The 19,703-nt window shown below is 40.8% G+C and carries 10 protein-coding genes; 5 read left to right on the top strand and 5 right to left on the bottom strand.

Going from position 1 to position 19,703, the window contains the following annotated elements; all coding sequences use genetic code 11:
• Positions 1–12 precede the first annotated feature (12 nt).
• From ACE1EF_RS10705 to ACE1EF_RS10685, 5 genes are read right to left on the bottom strand one after another with little or no spacing between them, the layout of a single operon-like run.
• Positions 13–3,105, bottom strand: a complete 3,093-nt coding sequence (locus ACE1EF_RS10705) for a SusC/RagA family TonB-linked outer membrane protein (RefSeq protein WP_375720658.1) — start codon at positions 3,103–3,105, stop codon at positions 13–15.
• Between the two features lie 36 nt (positions 3,106–3,141).
• Entirely contained in the window at positions 3,142–4,620 is a 1,479-nt protein-coding gene (locus ACE1EF_RS10700) for a fasciclin domain-containing protein (RefSeq protein ID WP_375720657.1), read from the bottom strand.
• A 9-nt stretch (positions 4,621–4,629) separates the two neighbouring features.
• A complete protein-coding gene (locus ACE1EF_RS10695) occupies positions 4,630–6,114 on the bottom strand; it encodes a RagB/SusD family nutrient uptake outer membrane protein (protein WP_375720656.1) in 1,485 nt (494 codons plus the stop codon).
• An 11-nt stretch (positions 6,115–6,125) separates the two neighbouring features.
• Entirely contained in the window at positions 6,126–9,392 is a 3,267-nt protein-coding gene (locus tag ACE1EF_RS10690) for a SusC/RagA family TonB-linked outer membrane protein (protein ID WP_375720655.1), read from the bottom strand.
• Positions 9,393–9,414: 22 nt separating this feature from the next.
• Positions 9,415–11,607 (bottom strand): fasciclin domain-containing protein, encoded by a 2,193-nt coding sequence (locus ACE1EF_RS10685; protein ID WP_375720654.1) that lies wholly within the window; start codon positions 11,605–11,607, stop codon positions 9,415–9,417.
• Positions 11,608–13,750: 2,143 nt separating this feature from the next.
• On the opposite strand from ACE1EF_RS10685, the gene xerA reads away from it, so the two are divergent.
• The 5 genes from xerA (at position 13,751) to ACE1EF_RS10660 (ending at position 18,552) form a co-directional block, all read left to right on the top strand.
• Positions 13,751–15,109, top strand: coding sequence for a site-specific tyrosine recombinase/integron integrase (gene xerA, locus ACE1EF_RS10680; RefSeq protein WP_375720653.1), 1,359 nt, complete (start codon positions 13,751–13,753; stop codon positions 15,107–15,109).
• 210 nt (positions 15,110–15,319) lie between these two features.
• Positions 15,320–15,910 (top strand): hypothetical protein, encoded by a 591-nt coding sequence (locus ACE1EF_RS10675; RefSeq protein ID WP_375720652.1) that lies wholly within the window; start codon positions 15,320–15,322, stop codon positions 15,908–15,910.
• 157 nt (positions 15,911–16,067) lie between these two features.
• Complete coding sequence (locus tag ACE1EF_RS10670; RefSeq protein ID WP_375720651.1) at positions 16,068–16,868, top strand: hypothetical protein; 801 nt, start codon at positions 16,068–16,070, stop codon at positions 16,866–16,868.
• Positions 16,869–17,479: 611 nt separating this feature from the next.
• Positions 17,480–18,094, top strand: a complete 615-nt coding sequence (locus tag ACE1EF_RS10665) for a hypothetical protein (protein ID WP_375720650.1) — start codon at positions 17,480–17,482, stop codon at positions 18,092–18,094.
• A gap of 260 nt (positions 18,095–18,354) precedes the next feature.
• Positions 18,355–18,552, top strand: a complete 198-nt coding sequence (locus ACE1EF_RS10660; protein ID WP_375720649.1) for a hypothetical protein — start codon at positions 18,355–18,357, stop codon at positions 18,550–18,552.
• Positions 18,553–19,703 lie beyond the last annotated feature (1,151 nt).

The raw sequence follows: 19,703 nt of genomic DNA, 5'->3' as shown, positions 1-19,703 counted from the left end.
ATTTTTCCAGAATTATAAATCAAGTTTTAAACCCACCATAAACTTCCTTGTCTGAGGCATTTGTCCGTAATCCAGTCCCATACCAAACGCATCGTTTGTATACTGGAACTCCGGATCATAACCGGAATAACTGGTAAAAGTCAACAGGTTTGTTGCAGTAACATAAGCCGTCAGGCCTCTGAATCCAAATGCTTTTGGAAAATCATAACTTATTGTGAGTTGTTTCAGTCTTACAAATGATGCATCCTCAATCCAGCGATCAGAAAATACCGTGTTACCTGTCGGATCACCAATGGAAGAACGGGGAACGGAATTTGATGTTCCGGGTCCGGTCCACCTGTTCAGTACTGAAACAGACTGGTTACTGTATCCATACATCGACTCTGTGAGGTACTTCACATAATTGAAGGCATCATTTCCAACGGCATAATTAAGCTGAGCCGAAAGCTGCAGGCGGTTTAATTTAAAGGCTGTAAATACGCCGCCATAAAAATCGGGATTCGGATCTCCGATAACTGTTTTATCCGCTTCGTTAATGATGTTATTATTATCCGCATCATGGTATTTTATATCGCCGGCCTGCATAATCTCACCATTCGGTCCGGTAACGGCAGCTGCTTCAGCATCGGTATTAAATATACCATTGGTCTCGTAGCCGTAAAAAGCAGTCCTGCTGTTCCCGACGGAAGTGACCATCTGACCACCATAGAAGTCGGTGACTATTTTATCTGCCTCCGGATCAATAAACGACAAAGCCGTTATTTCTGACACCGTTTTAGAAGCATTCACGGCCAGGGTCCAGATTACCGGCCCCAGATTCAGACGGGTATCAAGGCTAACATCCAGCCCTGATATCTTTAGCTGACCATCATTATTATAATATTCAGGATATCCGTAATAAAACGGCAGTTCCTGTTGCATCAGCAGATTGTTGATATTGGATTGGTAGGCATCGATATGCAGATTAAGCTGTTGTCCGAAAAAGGTAAGATCGGTTCCCACGTTAACCGTATTTTTCCGTTCAATTTCCATGTCCGGATTTGGGATCGCCTCGCGTAACAATACACCTGTGCTGTTGAGGCGGCGCGTCACATAGTAGTTCTGAGAGTTATAGTATACCGAGCTGAACATGTTCCCTGTTGCAGAATAGGATCCCCGCAGTTTAAAATTATCGACAGGACGCCATGCCGCGGCCACCGACGGATACAGATTAAACCGCTGATCACCGCTTAATGCTGAGCTGCCATCGTACGAGAGTCCGGCCTCAATAAAATACTTCTGTTTGAAATTATACCCCAGATTTGCGAAATAAGAGAGCCAGACCAATCCTGTTTCGTCACCGCCAACTTCTCTTAAGTAGGTATATTTTCCGCCTTTCCCCAGGCTGCTGATTTCGTCTGAAGCTGTGTTGAGGTCAATTGCATAGTTATACTTGTAATTGTTTTTCATATAACGCAATCCGGCATTGGCAGTATACGCATGTCCGTTACTGTTTACATTATGATAGGTCGCCATGGTATGGCTTTGCACTGACTGAAATTCGTTGATAAAATACTGCGGACTGTTCTTTGCTGAATCTACCTGGGCCAAACCAATATCAGGCAGGAAGATATCTTCATGGGAGTTGTTATAGTCGATACCAACCAAGGTAGAAACACTCAGTTTATCGCTGAACTCATATGTGGCTTTCAAAGAACTTACAAAAATATAGTTCACATTTTTACCGAGTGCATTCCGGGTTATTGCCACCGGGTTGCTCACAGGAAATATATCTCCAACATCATCAAGATATGGTAAAACCGCACCTGTCAACGCATCCCGTGCATTAGTCTGCATAATGGATGGTTTAAGCAGCGCAGACAGCATAGGGTTTTTAAAATGGCTGTACCCCTGATTTGGTGTTGTGCTGTTAGCGAGTGATATTTTCACATTAGGCTTCACAGAAAAATGGTTAGTGATATTGATTTTACCATTGATGCGCAGGTTGAACCTGTTGTATCCCGTATTATCATAAATACCATCCTGTGCAATATAGCCTGTAGAAATATTGTATGTAGCAATTTCGTCACCACCCTTCAGAAAAAAATGGTACTTCTGCAAAACAGCGGGTTTGAAGATTTCCTTCTGCCAATCGGTACGGTTGTTGTATTTGTAATACCCCGAAGCGGACTGATTGCCATTCAACCAGGGATACATGTTGTTGATCTGATCTGTACTGTAACCCTGACCGCTGAGTACCTGATCGAAATAGGTTCTGAACTGATCTGCATTCAACACCTCCAGTGGCTGCGGACTGGAAGCCATACCACCATATGCCGAAAATTTAATGCGGGTACTGGCCTCCGCTTCCTGTTCAGAACTGATATTGATTAAGCCGTTTGAGCCTGCTGAGCCAAGAAAAGACAACCCATCTTTCATCACGGTGATATCGGTGATGTCTTCATCATCAATAATATCCATTGGATTCAGGGTAAAGCCTTCCAGAATTCCGTTTTTCGCATAGTTGTAATTATGCAGCATTCCATCGATAAACACCACAGGTTCGTTTGATGCCAGAAGTGATGAACCACCCCGGATGTTCATATAGGTCCGCTGGCCCGGCATGCCGGATTGTTGTTGTACATACAAACCCGATATCTTTCCCTGAAGTCCCTGGTCAAACGAGGTGATGGTTGTCATCTCCAGGTCCTGAACAGTGAGCGCCTCCAAAGGAGTAACAACATCCTTAAGCTGTTTATTCTCAAGTGGTGTAATCACAAGTTTATCTTCCGATTTATACATCTCCGGAACAAGATAAACCCGGATTGTCGTCTTTCCATGTACATAGAGACTGCGTTTGGTGTATCCCGGCAAATTAAAAATCAGCATGGTGTTGTCATCACCCACTCTGATGCTGAATTCTCCTTTTTCATCGGTACTGGTGGATATTCCTGAAACGGCATCTGAAACCGATACCATATTCAGTGCATTACCTGTTCCTGATTCAAACACTGTTCCTGAAATATTTACGCTGTCAGTCTGCGCTGTTACATAGCCTGAACCACCCACGATAAACAGAGAGACCAAGAGTGCTAAACAGAATATATATTTGCGATTTTTTGTCATTTCAAACTATATTAGATTATGGATCAGATTATTCATTTAGTCAACCGGTGTAAACGTTACTGTGTCCCAGAATAAGCCACCAAACTGAATGGCTACCAGTTTTATTTTATGTCTTTCGGTTTTATCCCAGATAAATGTACCCAGATCAGGCACTTCGCCGGAATTCACGATTCCAATTCTTTCATCGTCAACGAATACCTCATAGCCCACCTGGTTTTGCCAGATATTGCCGGATACATGGTATTTCCCTTTCATGATCTTAGGCGTAGTGATCTCAATCCACCAGTAGCCCAGCATGTTCAGACAATCGTCGTTCAACAGTGTTCCGGTGTCGTGATCCTTCCAGTAATACTGCAGATAATCGCCTGACCATTTGATGTACTTAAAGGTATTTTCCCCGTCAAACCATTTCATGTAATACTTACCGAAATAATCGCCCTGTTTCAGGTCGAAATAATCTGTGACCTCAAAAATTATGGTGGTCGGACTGGGTGTTTCAACCGGTAGCAAGCCGTTAATGCTATGTAAGGCGCCGTTTTTAGCCGGATAATTGGATTCCGGCACATAAAACCCGGTATAGGTTTCTGTTTCAGGATCTAAATTTAACTTATAATCATCTGTAATGGTAGCCTTTACATTATTATCATGCGACAGAATCGGATATAACTGTGATTCAAAGTCAGACAGATAATAGGTGTTGGCCAGACAATGATATTCCATATATCGGTAGAATCCGTTATTCAGAAAAGTGAGACTATCAGGATTATCCGTAAACTGATTGATCAACTGATCAATATTTGTAATACCATAGCGCCCGTATGTTGTATCCGCAATAGCCAGCACTGTAAAGCGTGTTCTCGCCGTTTTATTGCCGTAAGGGAAGGTGATAAGATCCAGGGTATCGCTTAGACCTGTCCTTTCAAGCCCCTGTGTAAATATTGAATATGACGGATTATCCTTCAATGTCTGATAAATACTTTTTGTGATGATTGGAATGACCTCGTCCACAACATGAATAAATCCGTTGGCTGTCTCTACATCCCTGTCAATAATTTTGGCTTTCTTGTTGAGAATAATATCTGCATTCTGGAATTCACTTACTATGTAGTCACCAAGTGCGTTGGTATCGCGTAAAGCACCCAGGCCCACATCACCGGTTGTAATCTGATTGGCTATCAAATGGTTGTAGACAAAGTCAAATACCATGTTCGTATCCGGAAAATCGCGGAAGGAAGAATAGCCATTTTCCTGGTAAAATTTCTGAATCGCCTCGTCAGTTGGCAGAAACAAGGTAAAAGGTCCGCGTGTACTAAGTATGCGGTACAATTTTGTATACTCCAGCATTTTGTTGAATTCCGAAAATTCAGCATTATCGGATACATACTCTGATATCACCTGGAATTCAGAATCCACCTTCCAGTAGATGGGATCCTTTTTACAGGCAAATAATACGACCAGCAACATTGCCAGAGGCAAAACGGACTTTATGTTATGTAATACTATCTTTTTCATCATGCTTTCTAATTATCTGTCGTAATACGGGTTTTGGATCAAATTCGGATTGGTTCTGATATCCCCTTCCGGAATAGGCAGGTAATAACTGAGGGTATCATAAACCTTAGCCTGCAGTATCGGTTTCTGCTTGATATCGGCACCGGCCAGGATCATGCTTATGATCAGTTGTTTCTGCTCAAAACTGTTGCGTTTGGCAACCCTTAGAACATCGAACCATCGTTTCCCTTCAGCAAGAAATTCTTTGGCCCGTTCTTCCAGTATGGCCGTCCGGAGATCTTCTTTGGTATCAACAGGAGAATGCGAGAGGTTTGCCCTTTCCTTGGTCTTCCTCAGCCATTCATTTGCTCCCGCCACATCATCCAGCTCATTCAGTGCCTCTGCCTTTATCAGGGTAATATCTGCATACCGATAGTACATAAAATTGGCATCACGCTGGTTTTGTGAGCGTGGAATTCCGGTTTCAATACTAATGCTTTTATATTTCCTCAGCGGATCCGGATTTCTTGGGCTTGAGGGATTACAGGTGCGAATATCCTGCTCTGAGAGCAGCAGGGTTAGCTGTTGCATATCAGGCCGTATTTTTGCCCCTCCGGTCAGTGGAATAAGATCGTTATAAATGGGATTCTCCTGGTAATCCAGGTTATCGTCGTACTGAATCTCAAAGATACTCTCCACCTTTGAGTTACCCGGATAGTACAAACTAAACCAGTTATCAGCCGGTTCCAGATCGTAAAGACCAGAAGCGATAACTGAATCGCAGTAGTCTGAAGCAAGCCGGTACTGCTCATCCCACAGGTACACATCAGCCAGCAGCGCCATAATCGCGTATTTATTGGCTCTCCCGGTTCTGAATCCCGGTTCGGCATTGCTTCCGAAGAATTCCGTTGTATATGCCATATCCTTGGCTTTCAGCAGATCCTTAATAACCTGGTTTAAAACTTCGCGTTCCGAACTTTTAGGAATAAACATATCTGCGGTGTCCGATAAGGTGGGTTCAATAACCAGTGGAACATCTTTCCACAAACGCACGAGATAAAAATAACTCAGCGAACGAATAAAGAGCGCTTCGGCATCCACGCCATCCATCATGCGTTTTGTAAATGTCTCATCAATTTCAAAAACTTCCTTATCATAATACATAAGCGTATTGGCAAGGTTAATGGCCTTATAATAGTGTCTCCAGCTTACCGCACCGTTTGTAGGACTGATATTACTTTCTGCAATACGGGCATAATCCTGGAAGGGAGAAATATCGTTGATCACCATAAGATCTGCCCTAAGTTCGCCCCAAATCAGGTTCTCCATGGACGCATCCCTGAACGCGTTGTACATGGCGCCCAGCGCACTGTACACATCTTCAGTTTTACCCCAGAAGTTTTCCTTCAGTAGTTCATCTTCAGGCATCAGCGTCATCCAGTCGTTACACGATGTGATCATGAGCAACAACATCACTGCAATGGCCACCGGTTTTCTATATATTCTGTCAAACTTCATAGCTGCAATTCTTAAAATGAAACATTTAAACCAAACATTACCCTTTTGGATGGCGGTGTTCTGCTGTAATCCTTTGGCAGTGTATCCGGTCTGTTCGGAAGTCCGACTTCCGGATCCTGTCCCGAATAGTTCGTCAGTGTAAACAGGTTGTATCCTGTGGCATACACTCTCAGACTTCTCAGGTGAAGCTTTTTCAGGAGAGCACTGCTAAAATCATAGCTCAACGATATGGTTTTCAGACGCATATACGATCCGTCTTCCACAAACCGGCTTGATCCAAGCCAGTTGTACCCTTTGTTATATAAGGGCCTCGGAACATCGGTAATATCACCCGGATTTCTCCAGTACCAGTTTGTGGCTTTGCTCTGGTTATCGTAGTTATACATTTTTTCGGTATCCATCCGGGTCTGGTTTATTACTTTCTGACCCAGCTTGAAATAGAGGAAGGTATTGAATGTAATATTCTTATACTGCGCCCTGATACCGGTACCACCCATTACTTTCGGGTTCAGGTCGCCCAAATAAACCAGGTCCAGTTCATCAATCTTACCATCATGGTTGATGTCGTCGTATTTGGCATCACCACCTTCAAAGGTATAGCCTTCAGAACCACCCATGATCATTTTTAAGGGCTCGGTTTTATTCAATCCATAAATAGGATCGCCATTTTCATCGCGTACCACAGCATCTTCATTGCTCTGATAAACACCAAGGTAACGGTAGCCAAAGAATCCCCCCAGTGGTTCACCCGGCACCACACTGATTTTATAATTCCCGTTGGCCAGCATATCGCCGTATTCCATGGCAAAGTTCTCCGGCAGGCTGATCACAATATTTTTGTTGGTAGAAAAGTTGGCATTAACGCTCAGTTTAAATGCTGTCTTTTCGAGAATCTTGTAATCGACCATCACCTCATATCCCCTGTTTTCCATCTGCCCTTCGTTGATACTCATATTCGTAAAACCGGTATGGGTTGGAATGCCGGTGTTTTCCAGGAACAGATCCTTGGTGACTTTGGTATAATAGTCCAGTTCAACATTTAAGCGGTTTCTGAGCCCATAAAATGATATCCCCGGGTTGAATGTCTCCAGGGTTTCCCATTTCAAGCTGGTCAGTTCCACACCATTGGGTTCAACACCCTGGTAATTGAGATAAGACAACTGAGCACTTGAATTATAGGTGTTCCAGTAAAGGTAGTTTGCATTGGGAGAGTTGCCGCTCTGTCCCCAGCTGACACGCAAACGAAAGTCATTGATCCAGGTGGCATCCTTCATAAAACTTTCCTCATTGATTCGCCAGGCGCCTGAAACGGTTGGGAATAAACCCCAACGGCTATCGGGACTATATTTTGAGTTGCCTTCGTATTTGGCACCCATCGTTGCCAGGTACTTGTCTTTATACTTATAGGCACCCTGCAGGTAGAAACCAAGCGAACGGTATTCCGATAAGTCCTGTCCAATATATTCAATGGTTTTATCACCGGCTGGCAACTGCAGGTAAGGTGATGCCGAACGGCTGGTCTGCTGCTTTTGCCATAACTGACTGGTTTTCTCCGTATCAACCTGACCCAATACCGTAAGATTGTGATCTTCTCCCAGTACCGGTGTATAAATCAGCTGATTGTAAGTATATATGGTGCTTTTCTTTGAAAACTCATCGGATGCAAGGTTGGTTATTTCACTGTCGTAAATGTAACCAACGGCATCGTATGGCAGGAACCGGTGCCTTTTATTATCGAAGATATCGAGGGTGATGGTAGAATTTAAGATCAGGTTGTTTTGAATCCGGTAACGCAATGTAAACAGTGCTCTTGCATTATTCTTTAGCTGTTCGTTTACACCCAGGTTTGCCAGAGCCACCGGATTATACATATCTCTTGCATTTCCCTGTAAGGTTTCTGCCGGTGTAAAGTAATCGCCAACATGTTCATTGTTTTCGTCCCTGTCGTACACGCTCATGTTGGGCATTTTTCGGTATGCAATAGACCGAACCAGCTTACTGCCAAATTCAGGGTCCTCGGCATCGTAAGTGTTATACTGGTCGTAACGGGTGTACAGGATATCTGTTTTAAACGTCAGTTTTGACGACAGATCATAGTCGAGTGAACTGCGCAGAGTCAGTTTTTTAAGCCCGTTGTTAATGGTAGTACCGGTTTCGTTGGAGTGCCCCACAGACATATTGTACCGTGACTTATCACCACCTCCGCGTACTGAGAACACGTGTTGTTGTGAACTGGCACGCTGCGTAATCTCTCCTACCCAATCGGTTTCCTGGCTAAAGTTATAATACTCTGTCCATCTCGGGTCAAAAGCAATTTCGTTGGCCAGATTATTCACATTATTGGGATTGAACTGATTTGAAAACTCATTACGATCCACATTGTAATGCATCTGCAGAATCAGACGGGAGTAGTCACCTCCGTTAAGCATGGGTAGCGGATCCGGTTCCCAGCCCACAGCATATTTATAGGTATAGTCGAAAATAGGTTTTGACTTGATACCGCGTTTGGTTTTAATCATCAAAACACCATTGGCAGCACTTGAGCCCCAGATGGCTGTTGATGCCGCATCCTTCAGTACCTCTATGCTTTCAATATCCTCGGGTGCCACATCTATCATGTTACCGAACTTTTCTATATCGGCAGTGGCAAAATCGAAGTTTTCATCAATTTGTGAATTATACGGAATGCCGTTGACCACAATCAGTGGTGTATTCCTGGCATTCAGAGTAGCTGTACCACGAATCCTGATATTCAGGCCTGCTCCCGGATCACCCGAAACGGAAGTAATATCCACGTTTGCGATACGTCCCTGTAACATATCCTCCACAGAGCTTCCCATCTGTGTTTCGAGTTCCTTAAATTCGAGGCGCGACACACTGGTGGTCCTGTCCCTGATGGTTGTTATGCCATCGTTGGACATTCGTGAACCGGATACCGATACTTCGTTCAGTGCCGTTGATGAGGTTCCAAGTTCCACATTAATGGTTGTTTTCCCGTTGACCGGAATGGTTTGCTTTTCGTATCCGATATAGGAAAACTGCAGCGGATTATCCGGATCACCCGTCTGAATGACATAGTTACCGTTCATATCTGTAATGGCACCTGTAAGAAAACGTTCGTTTTCATCAATTTCCACTACGTTGACGCCAACAAGAGGTTCCTTTGTTTCGGCATCAACCACCTGCCCTTTAATGATGGTGGTTTGCGCCTGTGCATTTAAAAGACCTCCGGCTAAAGCTATGATAAGTAATCCTGAAATAAGTAAGATTTTTTTCATTTTAAGACTCGTTACAACGTTACTACTGATACTTTAACACGGAGTTAATTTTATGAATCACACTCTTCTGGGCCAGGTTATCTGCTTTGGCATGATCCACTGTGACCACCTGTCCGCTCATATCTGTAACACTGAGGTTATTCATTACATTATTAATAGTCACCGTATAAAACTTAGGTCCGTTGGGGGTTTCCGGTGCTTCTGCCTGTGTTGAAAATGTTCCGCTACCATTGGGATCACCGTTATCGAATGACACCACATCCTTTACAAAATGATACTCCAGGAATGCAACCAGGGAATCGCGGTCCTCAGGAATCAGCCCGGCATCTCTTGCAGCTGCAATGGCATCGTTGGTTGGTGCAAAAACCGTCCAGGCATCTGAGTTGGAGACAAAGGAAAGTCTTGGAATCAGCTCCTTGGTATCGCTGTCTTTGATGCGGCGGTTCAAAAGCCGTGAACCATCAAGCAGGGCAGCAAATTCAGTTAGTTCCGGATCGAACCAGATTAATTTACCCATGCTGTAATACCGCGATTTAATGGCATTTGTTATGCCATACTGAATCCCTGTTTCGTTGGGTTCCTTACTGTATACAATGGTTATGCTATCGTTTAAATACTGGTTTTCAGGTCCCTGCAAAATATTATTCCGATAGTGCACATAGTTACCTGAGCTCATTTCAAGAAATCCCTCGCCACTTAAATCTGTTACCTTATTGAAGGTGACATGGTTTTGAACGAACTCTGTCAGCTGATCGGTTTTCATTTTCCGCCAGACTTCGTCAGGACCGTAGTATTCAATCTGATTGGCATCTTTATTATACCGTACATTCGATTTTTCCAGTTCATCGTTTGTTGGTGCAAACAGCGTTACATCCTGGTATCCGCTGGCCAGAGTCCGGATCATACCGGTTTCATTCAGGGCAAACAGAAAAGTGGAATAGTCCTTAATAAAAAAGAGATCACCAGTAACCCCAGTAAATGCGTTGGGTTCCAGCACTTTTTTCATGTCGTAGAATACACCGTTGCTGCACATATAACCCGAATTGATATCATCGCGGGTTAATGTAAGCGGATCACCAAAATCATTGAAAAATCCCCGCTCCATTTTTGACACCAGTCCCAGTGAACGAATCAGATGGCTTCGCAATACATACGACAAGGTGATAAGCGGCACACTGTCTATACTGCCATAAGAAGCCAGTAGTTTGTTATTGATATATGGTTCCAGGATATTGTCCTCTGGAATAAACGCACTGTACACATCTTTCATCCTGACTTCCGGACCATCACCGGGACCTGCATCGTTCGCTATGTTGGGCAGATCAACATACGATTTCTGATAAAAGGTATTCTGATCCTCATCCACTATGGGTAAGCCATAATCCGCAAAACGCTGCATCAGATCGTAGAACACACCGTATTTATCGAGATGCTGACGCAGATACTCCTCAATACTGGGCATGGGTGCCACTACCTGATCAAGATAGTAAATAAACCCACTGGATGTTCTTGCTCCCAGTTCATCCGGTTTTGCCGGATTCGGGATCACCCTGGCATTATGCCAGTTCATGGCCTGATTGGCCAATGGTGAAGCAGCATCGTATGTACTGTTGGGATAAATAAAGGTATAGTCTGAACCATCTGTGGCCGCGAAATAATCTTCGAAGAAATCTTTACTCCACAGCGGTACATATTTATCACCGGTGTAGATCAGTAAGGAATCACCTTCGAAATCTGTATTGTATTTTACATACTCCGTATAGGGTGTTGAACGGCTTGGTGTTCTTTTACGGAAAAACAGCCCGGCATATTCCCCGTTTGGCCCCTGTTCCTCGCTCCATACATATTCGTAGATTAACTGGTAGCGTGAGCGTGGATTGACAAGGATATGCAATGTGAATAACTGAAAAGCCTCGTCGTCGGTCAGGTCGGCCACCGATTCCTTGCCAATGGAATGAAAATATTCTGTAAAAGCTTCATCGTTTGGCACAAACAAGGTATACAGAATTTTAGAAACAGATTCAGTATATCCGGCCCGGTCCATCAATTCGAGAAATATGGTATAGTCGCCTGCGGCTTCCAGGGTTTCTATGTTCGATCCGCCCAGCCATGGCGGGTCTTCATATCTTTCTTTATAGTCCTTACAAGCAAAGAGAGCCAGCAAAGCCAACAGCAACAAGGCTCTTATCTGGAAAAACTTAAGATTAGCAAACATATTCAGATTTTTGTAGTATTAGTTAGTTAGCAAAATAAATCCTAAAAGAATTCTGTTCGAATCTTCTAAATTAAAATATTATAAGGTTATCATATCATCGTATTCACATTTAAATTCATATTTTACAGCATTAAATATTCGAAAGTAAGGCCTTTCGGGCAATGATGAATGTTGTAAAGTCATACTTATTCTCTACAACAAAATTTTATTCAACTATATCCGCATTACATAACCAGCTTAGTCATTCTAACACTTGCACTTACATTTACAAACCCATCCGAATTTTTAAAAAATATTCCCGTAGTTTTCAAGCTTGTTTTTTCAGATTTTCATACAAAAACGCCCTTAAAATAAGTGTTTAATTTACGCTTATCCGCTCTTCATAAAGTTATGGTTCTGACTTATTTTCAGAAAAAATAATCCACCTTTCGTAAGACATAACAGACCTACGGAATTCACCAAAATTTTGTTTAACTGGGACTTTCAATTTTATAACCCACCCTGGTTATTTAATTACGAATTATGAATGTTTGACCCTCCCTGGCTTCTGGCAAACCTGCAAGCTCCTTATTTACTGCCCTCCCTAATCCCTCTCTATGGTCGTGACCAGGGGGGGTATTCGGACGGGTGGTTTTTGTTGGGATTCGGGAAATACTTTGCCTGAAGGGCAAACCGTAATTGAGCCCATGGCGCAGCCATGGGATTATTAGTCATGTAAATCCAAAGCCGCGCACAGAAGTAGAAAAATTGAAGATCGTTCTTGTCGGCTTTTTGTTGCATGTTGATATTAGTATTACCAGATCCTCCCTGGCTTCTTTCAAATCTGCAAGATACGGAGTAACTGCCCTCCCTAAACACTCTCTTCGGTCGTGACCAGGGAGGGTGTTCGTACAATTACATTTGCTTGTGAGGCGTTTGGATTAAATTGTATGAATCTGGTAATTAGAAAAGAATTGAAAAGCTATAATCGGGTCCGCTTGTATAAACGGTCCCTCTTTGTCACGCAGGGTAGCGAAGTGATAGAGAGGGCTGTCTTGTGGAGAACATAGTGGAACTGAGGACTGGGGTGAGTCAGATAATGCATGACCCACCCTGGCTCCTGACAAACTTGCAAGCTCCTTATTTATTGCCCTCCCTAAACACTCTCTTCGGTCGTGCCCAGGGAGGGTGTTCGGACGGGTGGTTTTTGTTGGGATTCGGGAAATACTTTGCCTGAAGGGCAAACCGTAATTGAGCCCATGGCGCAGCCATGGGATTATTCGTCACGTAAATCCGAAGCCGAGCAAAGCAGTTGAAAAATTGAAGAACGTTCTTGTCGGCTTTTTGTAGCATGTTGATATTAGTATTACCAGACCCTCCCTGGTTCCTTTCAAATCTGTAAGATTCGGAGTAATTGCCCACCCTAAACACTCTCTTCAATCGTGCCCAGGGAGGGTATTCGGATAAGTAAATTTGCTTGTTAAGCGTTCGGATTAAATTGTATGAATCTGGTAATTAGAAAAGAATTGAAAAGCTATAATCGGGTCCGCTTGTATAAACGGTCCCTCGTTGTCACGCAGTGTAGCAAAGTGATAGAGAGGGCTGTCTTGTGGAGAACATGGTGGAACTTATGACTGGGGTGAGTCATCTTTAATTTGCCTGAAAGGCAAAAGGCAATTCAGCCCATGGCTTAGCCATGGGATTATTAGTCATGTAAATCCGAAGCCGAGCAAAGCAGTTGAAAAATTGAAGATCGTTCTTGTCGGCTTTTTGTAGCATGTTGATATTAGTATTACCAGACCCTCCCTGGCTCCTTTCAAATCTGTAAGATTCGGATAATTGCTTTTTGTTGGGATTTATCGGATTAACTATGGAACATGGCCCTTAATATTTGTGGATAAAATTCATATTTATGCCGGTAAAATATCCGGATGCCAATACGTTGTTGATATTCTTGTTTATAATCATTAAAAATGTTAAGAAGAATCAAATTTTCTTAAAGGAGCGATCAATTTTTTACTATATTTAATCCCGGAATTAGCCTGTTACAGTTCCAAAGGGTGAAGTATTTGTTTGATATTGGTTGCATGGCAGTGCGGTATGTGTGAGGCTATTCTGCTGCAATGTGACTGAGTTGGCGAAGCATGGAAAAAACCCTGATATTATGACTAAACCAATTATTAAACTGGAACGTGCCAGACACCGTGATATCGATGTTGTTTTTATCCGGTTTGAATACAACCCGGGTGTAGCAGCTCTGCTTAAGCCTTTAGGTGCCACATATACAAAGACGCATCAGTGCTGGTATATACCGCGGGCAGTATTCAATTTTGAAGATTTTACGGCAAAACTTCGGAATCTGGTTGAGATCACCTATGATGAAAAGAATAAAACCAAAACTCCGGCACAAACGGACAAAACGTATAAATACGAAGTCACGCTTGAACATAACCGTTCTGACCGTGTGATTTACATCAGGTTTTATTACAATGAATCGCTCGTTGATGATATTAAACACATTATTGGCGCCTGGTATCATCCCGGCGCCAAAACATGGTCTGTTCCGGATACTGAAGAAAGCATGGAAGCCTTACACCTGATAATGCCGGAAAGCAAATTTCGGGTAATCGAAAAAACTGAAACAAAATCTTTTGCAAAGATCCAGAAGTTCAAAAGCAAACCGGAACAAAACCTTGTCCCAGAACGCTACATTGATCAGCTGGTACTTCAAAATAAAAGCAAGCGAACCATCGAAATTTACGAAAGTTTTATCAACCAGTTTCTGAACCGGTTCAGTGATACAGAGCCTGATAACATACCCATGGATTCTATTCGGGATTACATACTGGATCACCGTCAACACCAGGGATATTCGGTTTCATACCAAAACCAGATGGTAAGTGCCCTAAAGTCGTTTTACCGGATCATGTATCAAAGAAACCTGATGGATCAGGATATTCCCAGACCGAAAAAAGGGCGTCAGCTACCCAAAGTGATTTCAAAAGAAGAAGTTGAACGTCTGATTGGTGCCACTAACAATTTAAAACACCGTCTGATTTTATTGCTGCTTTATGGATGCGGTTTGCGGTTGAACGAACTTTTGATGCTAAAGGTAACAGATATTAATCTGAACAATAACATACTATGGGTTCGTAAGGGGAAGGGCAGCAAAGACCGTCGTTTGCCGTTACCGGGCAGAATAAAACAAACACTGGAACAATACATAAAAAGCTATCTGCCGCGGGAGTTGTTACTGGACGGATATAATGGTGAAAAATACGCGCCCTCGAGTGTTCAGAACATTGTGAAACGGTGCGCCCAAAGAGCAGGTATTGAAAAACGGATAACGCCACATGTGTTGCGGCACTGTTATGCCACCCATATGCTTGAAAAAGGTGTAGATCTACGCTATATTCAGGAGCTGCTAGGTCATAAGAGCAGTAAGACCACAGAGATTTACACCTATGTTTCGAACCGGAAGCTCGGGGAACTTGGCAACCCGCTTGATGATATAAAATTTTAATTAACTTTAAAAAAATAAAATCGACAAAAGTTCGGCTTTATCGACCAATACGGTACGATATACCGAATTTATATCGGTATATATACTAGTTAGCGGTTATTTAACAAGACATTTATATTTGAATGACTGCCAATTATCTTAAAACTATTAAATCTGAAACACTTAATATTAAATCGTTATAATTAATTATAAATTAATTACTTAATAAAAATGAAAAAAATTATTTTGATATTCTTTCTGACTACAATACATGCTTTTTCATATTCACAATCAGAAAAGATTAACGCCCAAATAATCTTAACATCAGAAGACACATTAAATATAAAGTTTAAGGTCGCGGTCAATCTATTTTATAGAGACCTTATTGAAGAACCTAGTTTCAAAAAAAAACTTACTGTCTTTCCTGATAATAAGCCAAAATATAAAATATACGCAAAAGATGTAAAATCATTAAAATTTACAGATTTAACAGGTCAAGAAAGAATTTTTAAATCAACAAACGAAATCGAAAGGATTAATAAACAAAATCAACTAATAGAAGTAAAAGTCGAAGGTAAAATATCTTGGTATAGACATTATTTCAGAAATCTTCAAGATCAGTCGGTTACATTCGTCGACTACTTTATAAAAGACAATAAACCTATTGAATCAAAGGGATCTTTAGGAGGTATAAGGGTTATAAAGAATATTTTATATAGGTTAATAATACCCAGCACTATAGATTATAGCGACAAAATAGAAGATCTACAATCCGATGAAGATGTTATATCATTTATCGAAATGTATAATAAAATGGAATAATAAAACAACCGCTAACACGCGGTCATACTGCATGGCAGTACTTTTAACCAAAATATTTCAACGTTCGCTGCTATCACTTTTGTCCTGACAGTTTCTATCCCATGGGACAGAAACTGCCACGACAGCATACCGCGGGAACGTTGGCAACAATTATAATATGAAGAAAGCAATACATCTAATAATCGTTTTATTTGCATCACTAATTTTTGTTAGTTGTGACTCAGAATCAGAGTTTCAAACAAATTATGATGAACAAAATATATTCTTAAATAATGCCATTGTTGAAAATTATGGATGCATTGATTATGAATTACAATATAAAGATTTTCAAGATTACTCAAAATCGATAATAGAACTTAAACCCTACTTTGATAATCTTAAAAAGATATTTATCCAAAAAGATACTTATGATAAAGAAACTTTAATTAATAGTGTCGATAGTATAAAAAGCTTTATTTATTCTGATTATTATGTTAGACATGATACTACGTACCCCAATTTCCTATTATCAAGAATTTTAAATTTTATAAATCATTGGACTAAACCTGAAAAAATAAATGCATCATTAAATACAATATATCTGAATCAAGTATTAATGCTAGAAAAACAAATTACTGATTCCTACATTAAAAATAATTACAATTGGACTCCAGCACTTGACAAATACAAAATTGAAATCATTCCTGATAAAGAACAGATAAAACTTGGCGATGAATTTTCTGCAAGAGTTTTTTTTACCGGATTTCCTACTAAATACAAACCTAGAATTATAGTTTCAGAATTAATAAATGGAAAAAAATTTAACTCTGATACAATTGACTATAATTTTGAAAATACAAAATTTACGATTATGCCAGACTCAAAAGGAATTAAAGAACTAAATATTGAGTATATACAAATGTTCAATGATTTGAATAACCTATATTTTTCAGAGAATTTAAAATATGAAGTTAAATAATAACTGTTGCCAACACGCGGTCATAGTGCATGGCAGTACTTTTAAAACAAATAATTCAACGTTCGCTGCAAACGCTTTTCATCCTGACAGTTCCTATCCTATCGGACAGAAACTGCCACGACACCATACCGCGGGAACGTTGTATTTAATACCGGGATTAGTTGTTTGATTATTTTAAACTGGCTTCCACCCTCTTTCGGCTGAAGCGAAGGAACGTTATTTTTAAAACTGGATCATCGTTTGATTTAAACCAGGTGTCGGGTGGAATCTCAGTCTACACAACTTTGAAGATTCGTAGTTTGACGCAATATCGTTTGGTGTTGACGCAATATCGTAGAGTTTTTGATTTACACTATCCGGCTATGGGCGGCTGAAGCTCATTTGATTTGCCGAAGTATTTAATTTGCGAAACCGTTCAATTAAAGAGCTCCGGTGAGAGAAAAAAAGAAGGTACTAAATACAACACGCGGTCATACTGCATGGCAGTACTTTTAACTAAAATATTTCAACGTTCGCGGTTAGGCTCTTTTGTCCTGACAGTTCCTTTCCCGTCGGAAAGAAACTGCCACGACAGCATACCGCGGGAACGTTGTATGGCATAAAATCAAAACATGAGACAGACAATTAAATCGATATGGGTTTTAATTTTTTTACTCTTATTTTCAAATAAGCTTAGTGCATCAGACTTTATGAAAAATGATTCATTGAAAGTTGCCGAGATTGTAAATGAATTTTATGAATGGTATATAACAGCGATAAAAGAAAAAAATTATTCGGAGTTCGGACCAAAATTTATTGAAAATAAAAATGGAATGACTACGCTTGAATTTTCTACATACTTAAAAAATTTAAAAACAAAAGCGTTTTCAGACTCATTGATTTTAAAAGAAAAACAAAGCTATCAAGTATGCATACGAAATTTAGAAAAAGTAAAATATTCTGATTTTCAGAAAACATCTTTTACTGATTTAGATGAATTTGAACAAGCACATTGTGATTTTGGGAATTATTATCGATGGATTGGAGGACAAGAACCAATTGATGGAATAAGAATAAAAAAAACTACTTTTCAATCAACTGACTTAGTAATTGTTAAGATAGACTACTTTGAATATTCAAAAGAAAAGAATGAAAAATATTTCTGGGGAGAAAATAGATTGACTTTGAAGAAATTAAGAAATCATTGGTTTATTTACCGAATTGACTCCTGGAAAAACATTGACTAATTTATAATGAAAAAATTACGCCATACAACACGCGGTCATAGTGCATGCGGTTTTTGTTTAAACCTGCAAAACCAAATTCCGTATGCCGTCGTTTTCGGCTTGACAGTCTCCACTTCGTGGGACAGTCAACCGCACGACACCATACCGCGGGAACGTTGGCAATAAGCTTAAAAAGCCAAAACAACGGTTAGAGGAATAAAAAAGATGTTTCAATTTTGACAGCAATGTACTTATAAATTAATCCTAAAAAATAAATAACTATGATTTTAAACTATGTATTATTGAGTTTGACTGCCATTTTCTTTATTGCTTTTTGGACAGGAATTATAATAAAAAGAAGAAGAATATGGATTGCTTCTTTAATTGCTTTTCTTGTATTAATATTTGTAGATATTGCGCTAATGACTATGAAAATAAAAACTGCGACTGTAAATAAAACTGAATTGATATCTAAATAAGATTTATCTCAAAATAAATTGAAATCAAGGACTCTCCTTGAAAAAAGAAAGCCAATTGCCAACACGCGGTCATAGTGCATGGCAGTAATTTTAAACAAAATGTATCAACGTTCGTGGTCAGCGCCTTTCGTCCTGACAGTTCCTTTCCCGTCGGAAAGAAACTGCCACGACACCATACCGCGGGAACGTTAGGTGCAACCGTCATTAAATTGACTGTCAATTTTAATTTAGTTGCTGCTCTTAGCTGGTTAGACGTTAATTTGCCAACGCTTTATTTAAATGGTGCTTAGAGTTGGCTGACACCGGATTAACGTCTCCCCTATGCTGGTCTTCACGTTTGAGTAGTTAGCGTGTGATCTTTAAACTCAAAGTTGTCGCAGCAACTGTCCTTAGTACCAGGAAAGTTTCTTGTTTTGGGTTTTCAGATTAAAGACAGGGAAATTGAACGGGAAAGATGACCAGATCTTACAATCTCAATGCGGGCAGACAAAGAAACAGCAGCACCTAACACACGGTCATACTGCATGGCAGTACTTTTAAATAAAATATTACAACATTCGCGGGCTGTCGCTTTTGTCCTGACAGTTCCTTTCCCTTAGGAAAGAAACTGCCACGACAGCATACCGCGAAACGTTAGGTGCAACCGTCATTAAATTGACTGTCAATTTTAATTTAGTTGCTGCTCTTAGCTGGTTAGACGTTAATTTGCCAACGCTTTATTTAAATGGTGCTTAGAGTTGGCTGACACCGGATTAACGTCTCCCCTATGCTGGTCTTCACGTTTGAGTAGTTAGGGTGTGATCTTTAAACTCAAAGTAGTCGCAGCAACTGTCCTTAGTACCAGGAAAGTTTCTTGTTTTGGGTTTTCAGATTAACGACAGGGAAATTGAACGGGAAAGATGACCAGATCTTACAATCTTAATGCGGGCGGACAAAGAAACAGCAGCACCTAACACACGGTCATACTGCATGGCAGTACTTTTAAACAAAACATTTCAACGTTCGCAGGCTGTCGCTTTTGTCCTGACAGTTCCTTTCCCTTAGGAAAGAAACTGCCACGACAGCATACCGCGAAACGTTAGGTGCAACCGTCATTATATTGACTGTTTATTTTAATTTAGTTGCTGCTCTTAGCTGGTTAGACGTTAATT

The organism is Quyinboa sediminis, assembly GCF_042219855.1.
In the GTDB taxonomy this organism is placed as follows: domain Bacteria; phylum Bacteroidota; class Bacteroidia; order Bacteroidales; family UBA5342; genus JBHJHP01.
Note: the sequence above shows the minus strand (reverse complement) of the source record. Positions and strands in the feature narration are given on the sequence as shown.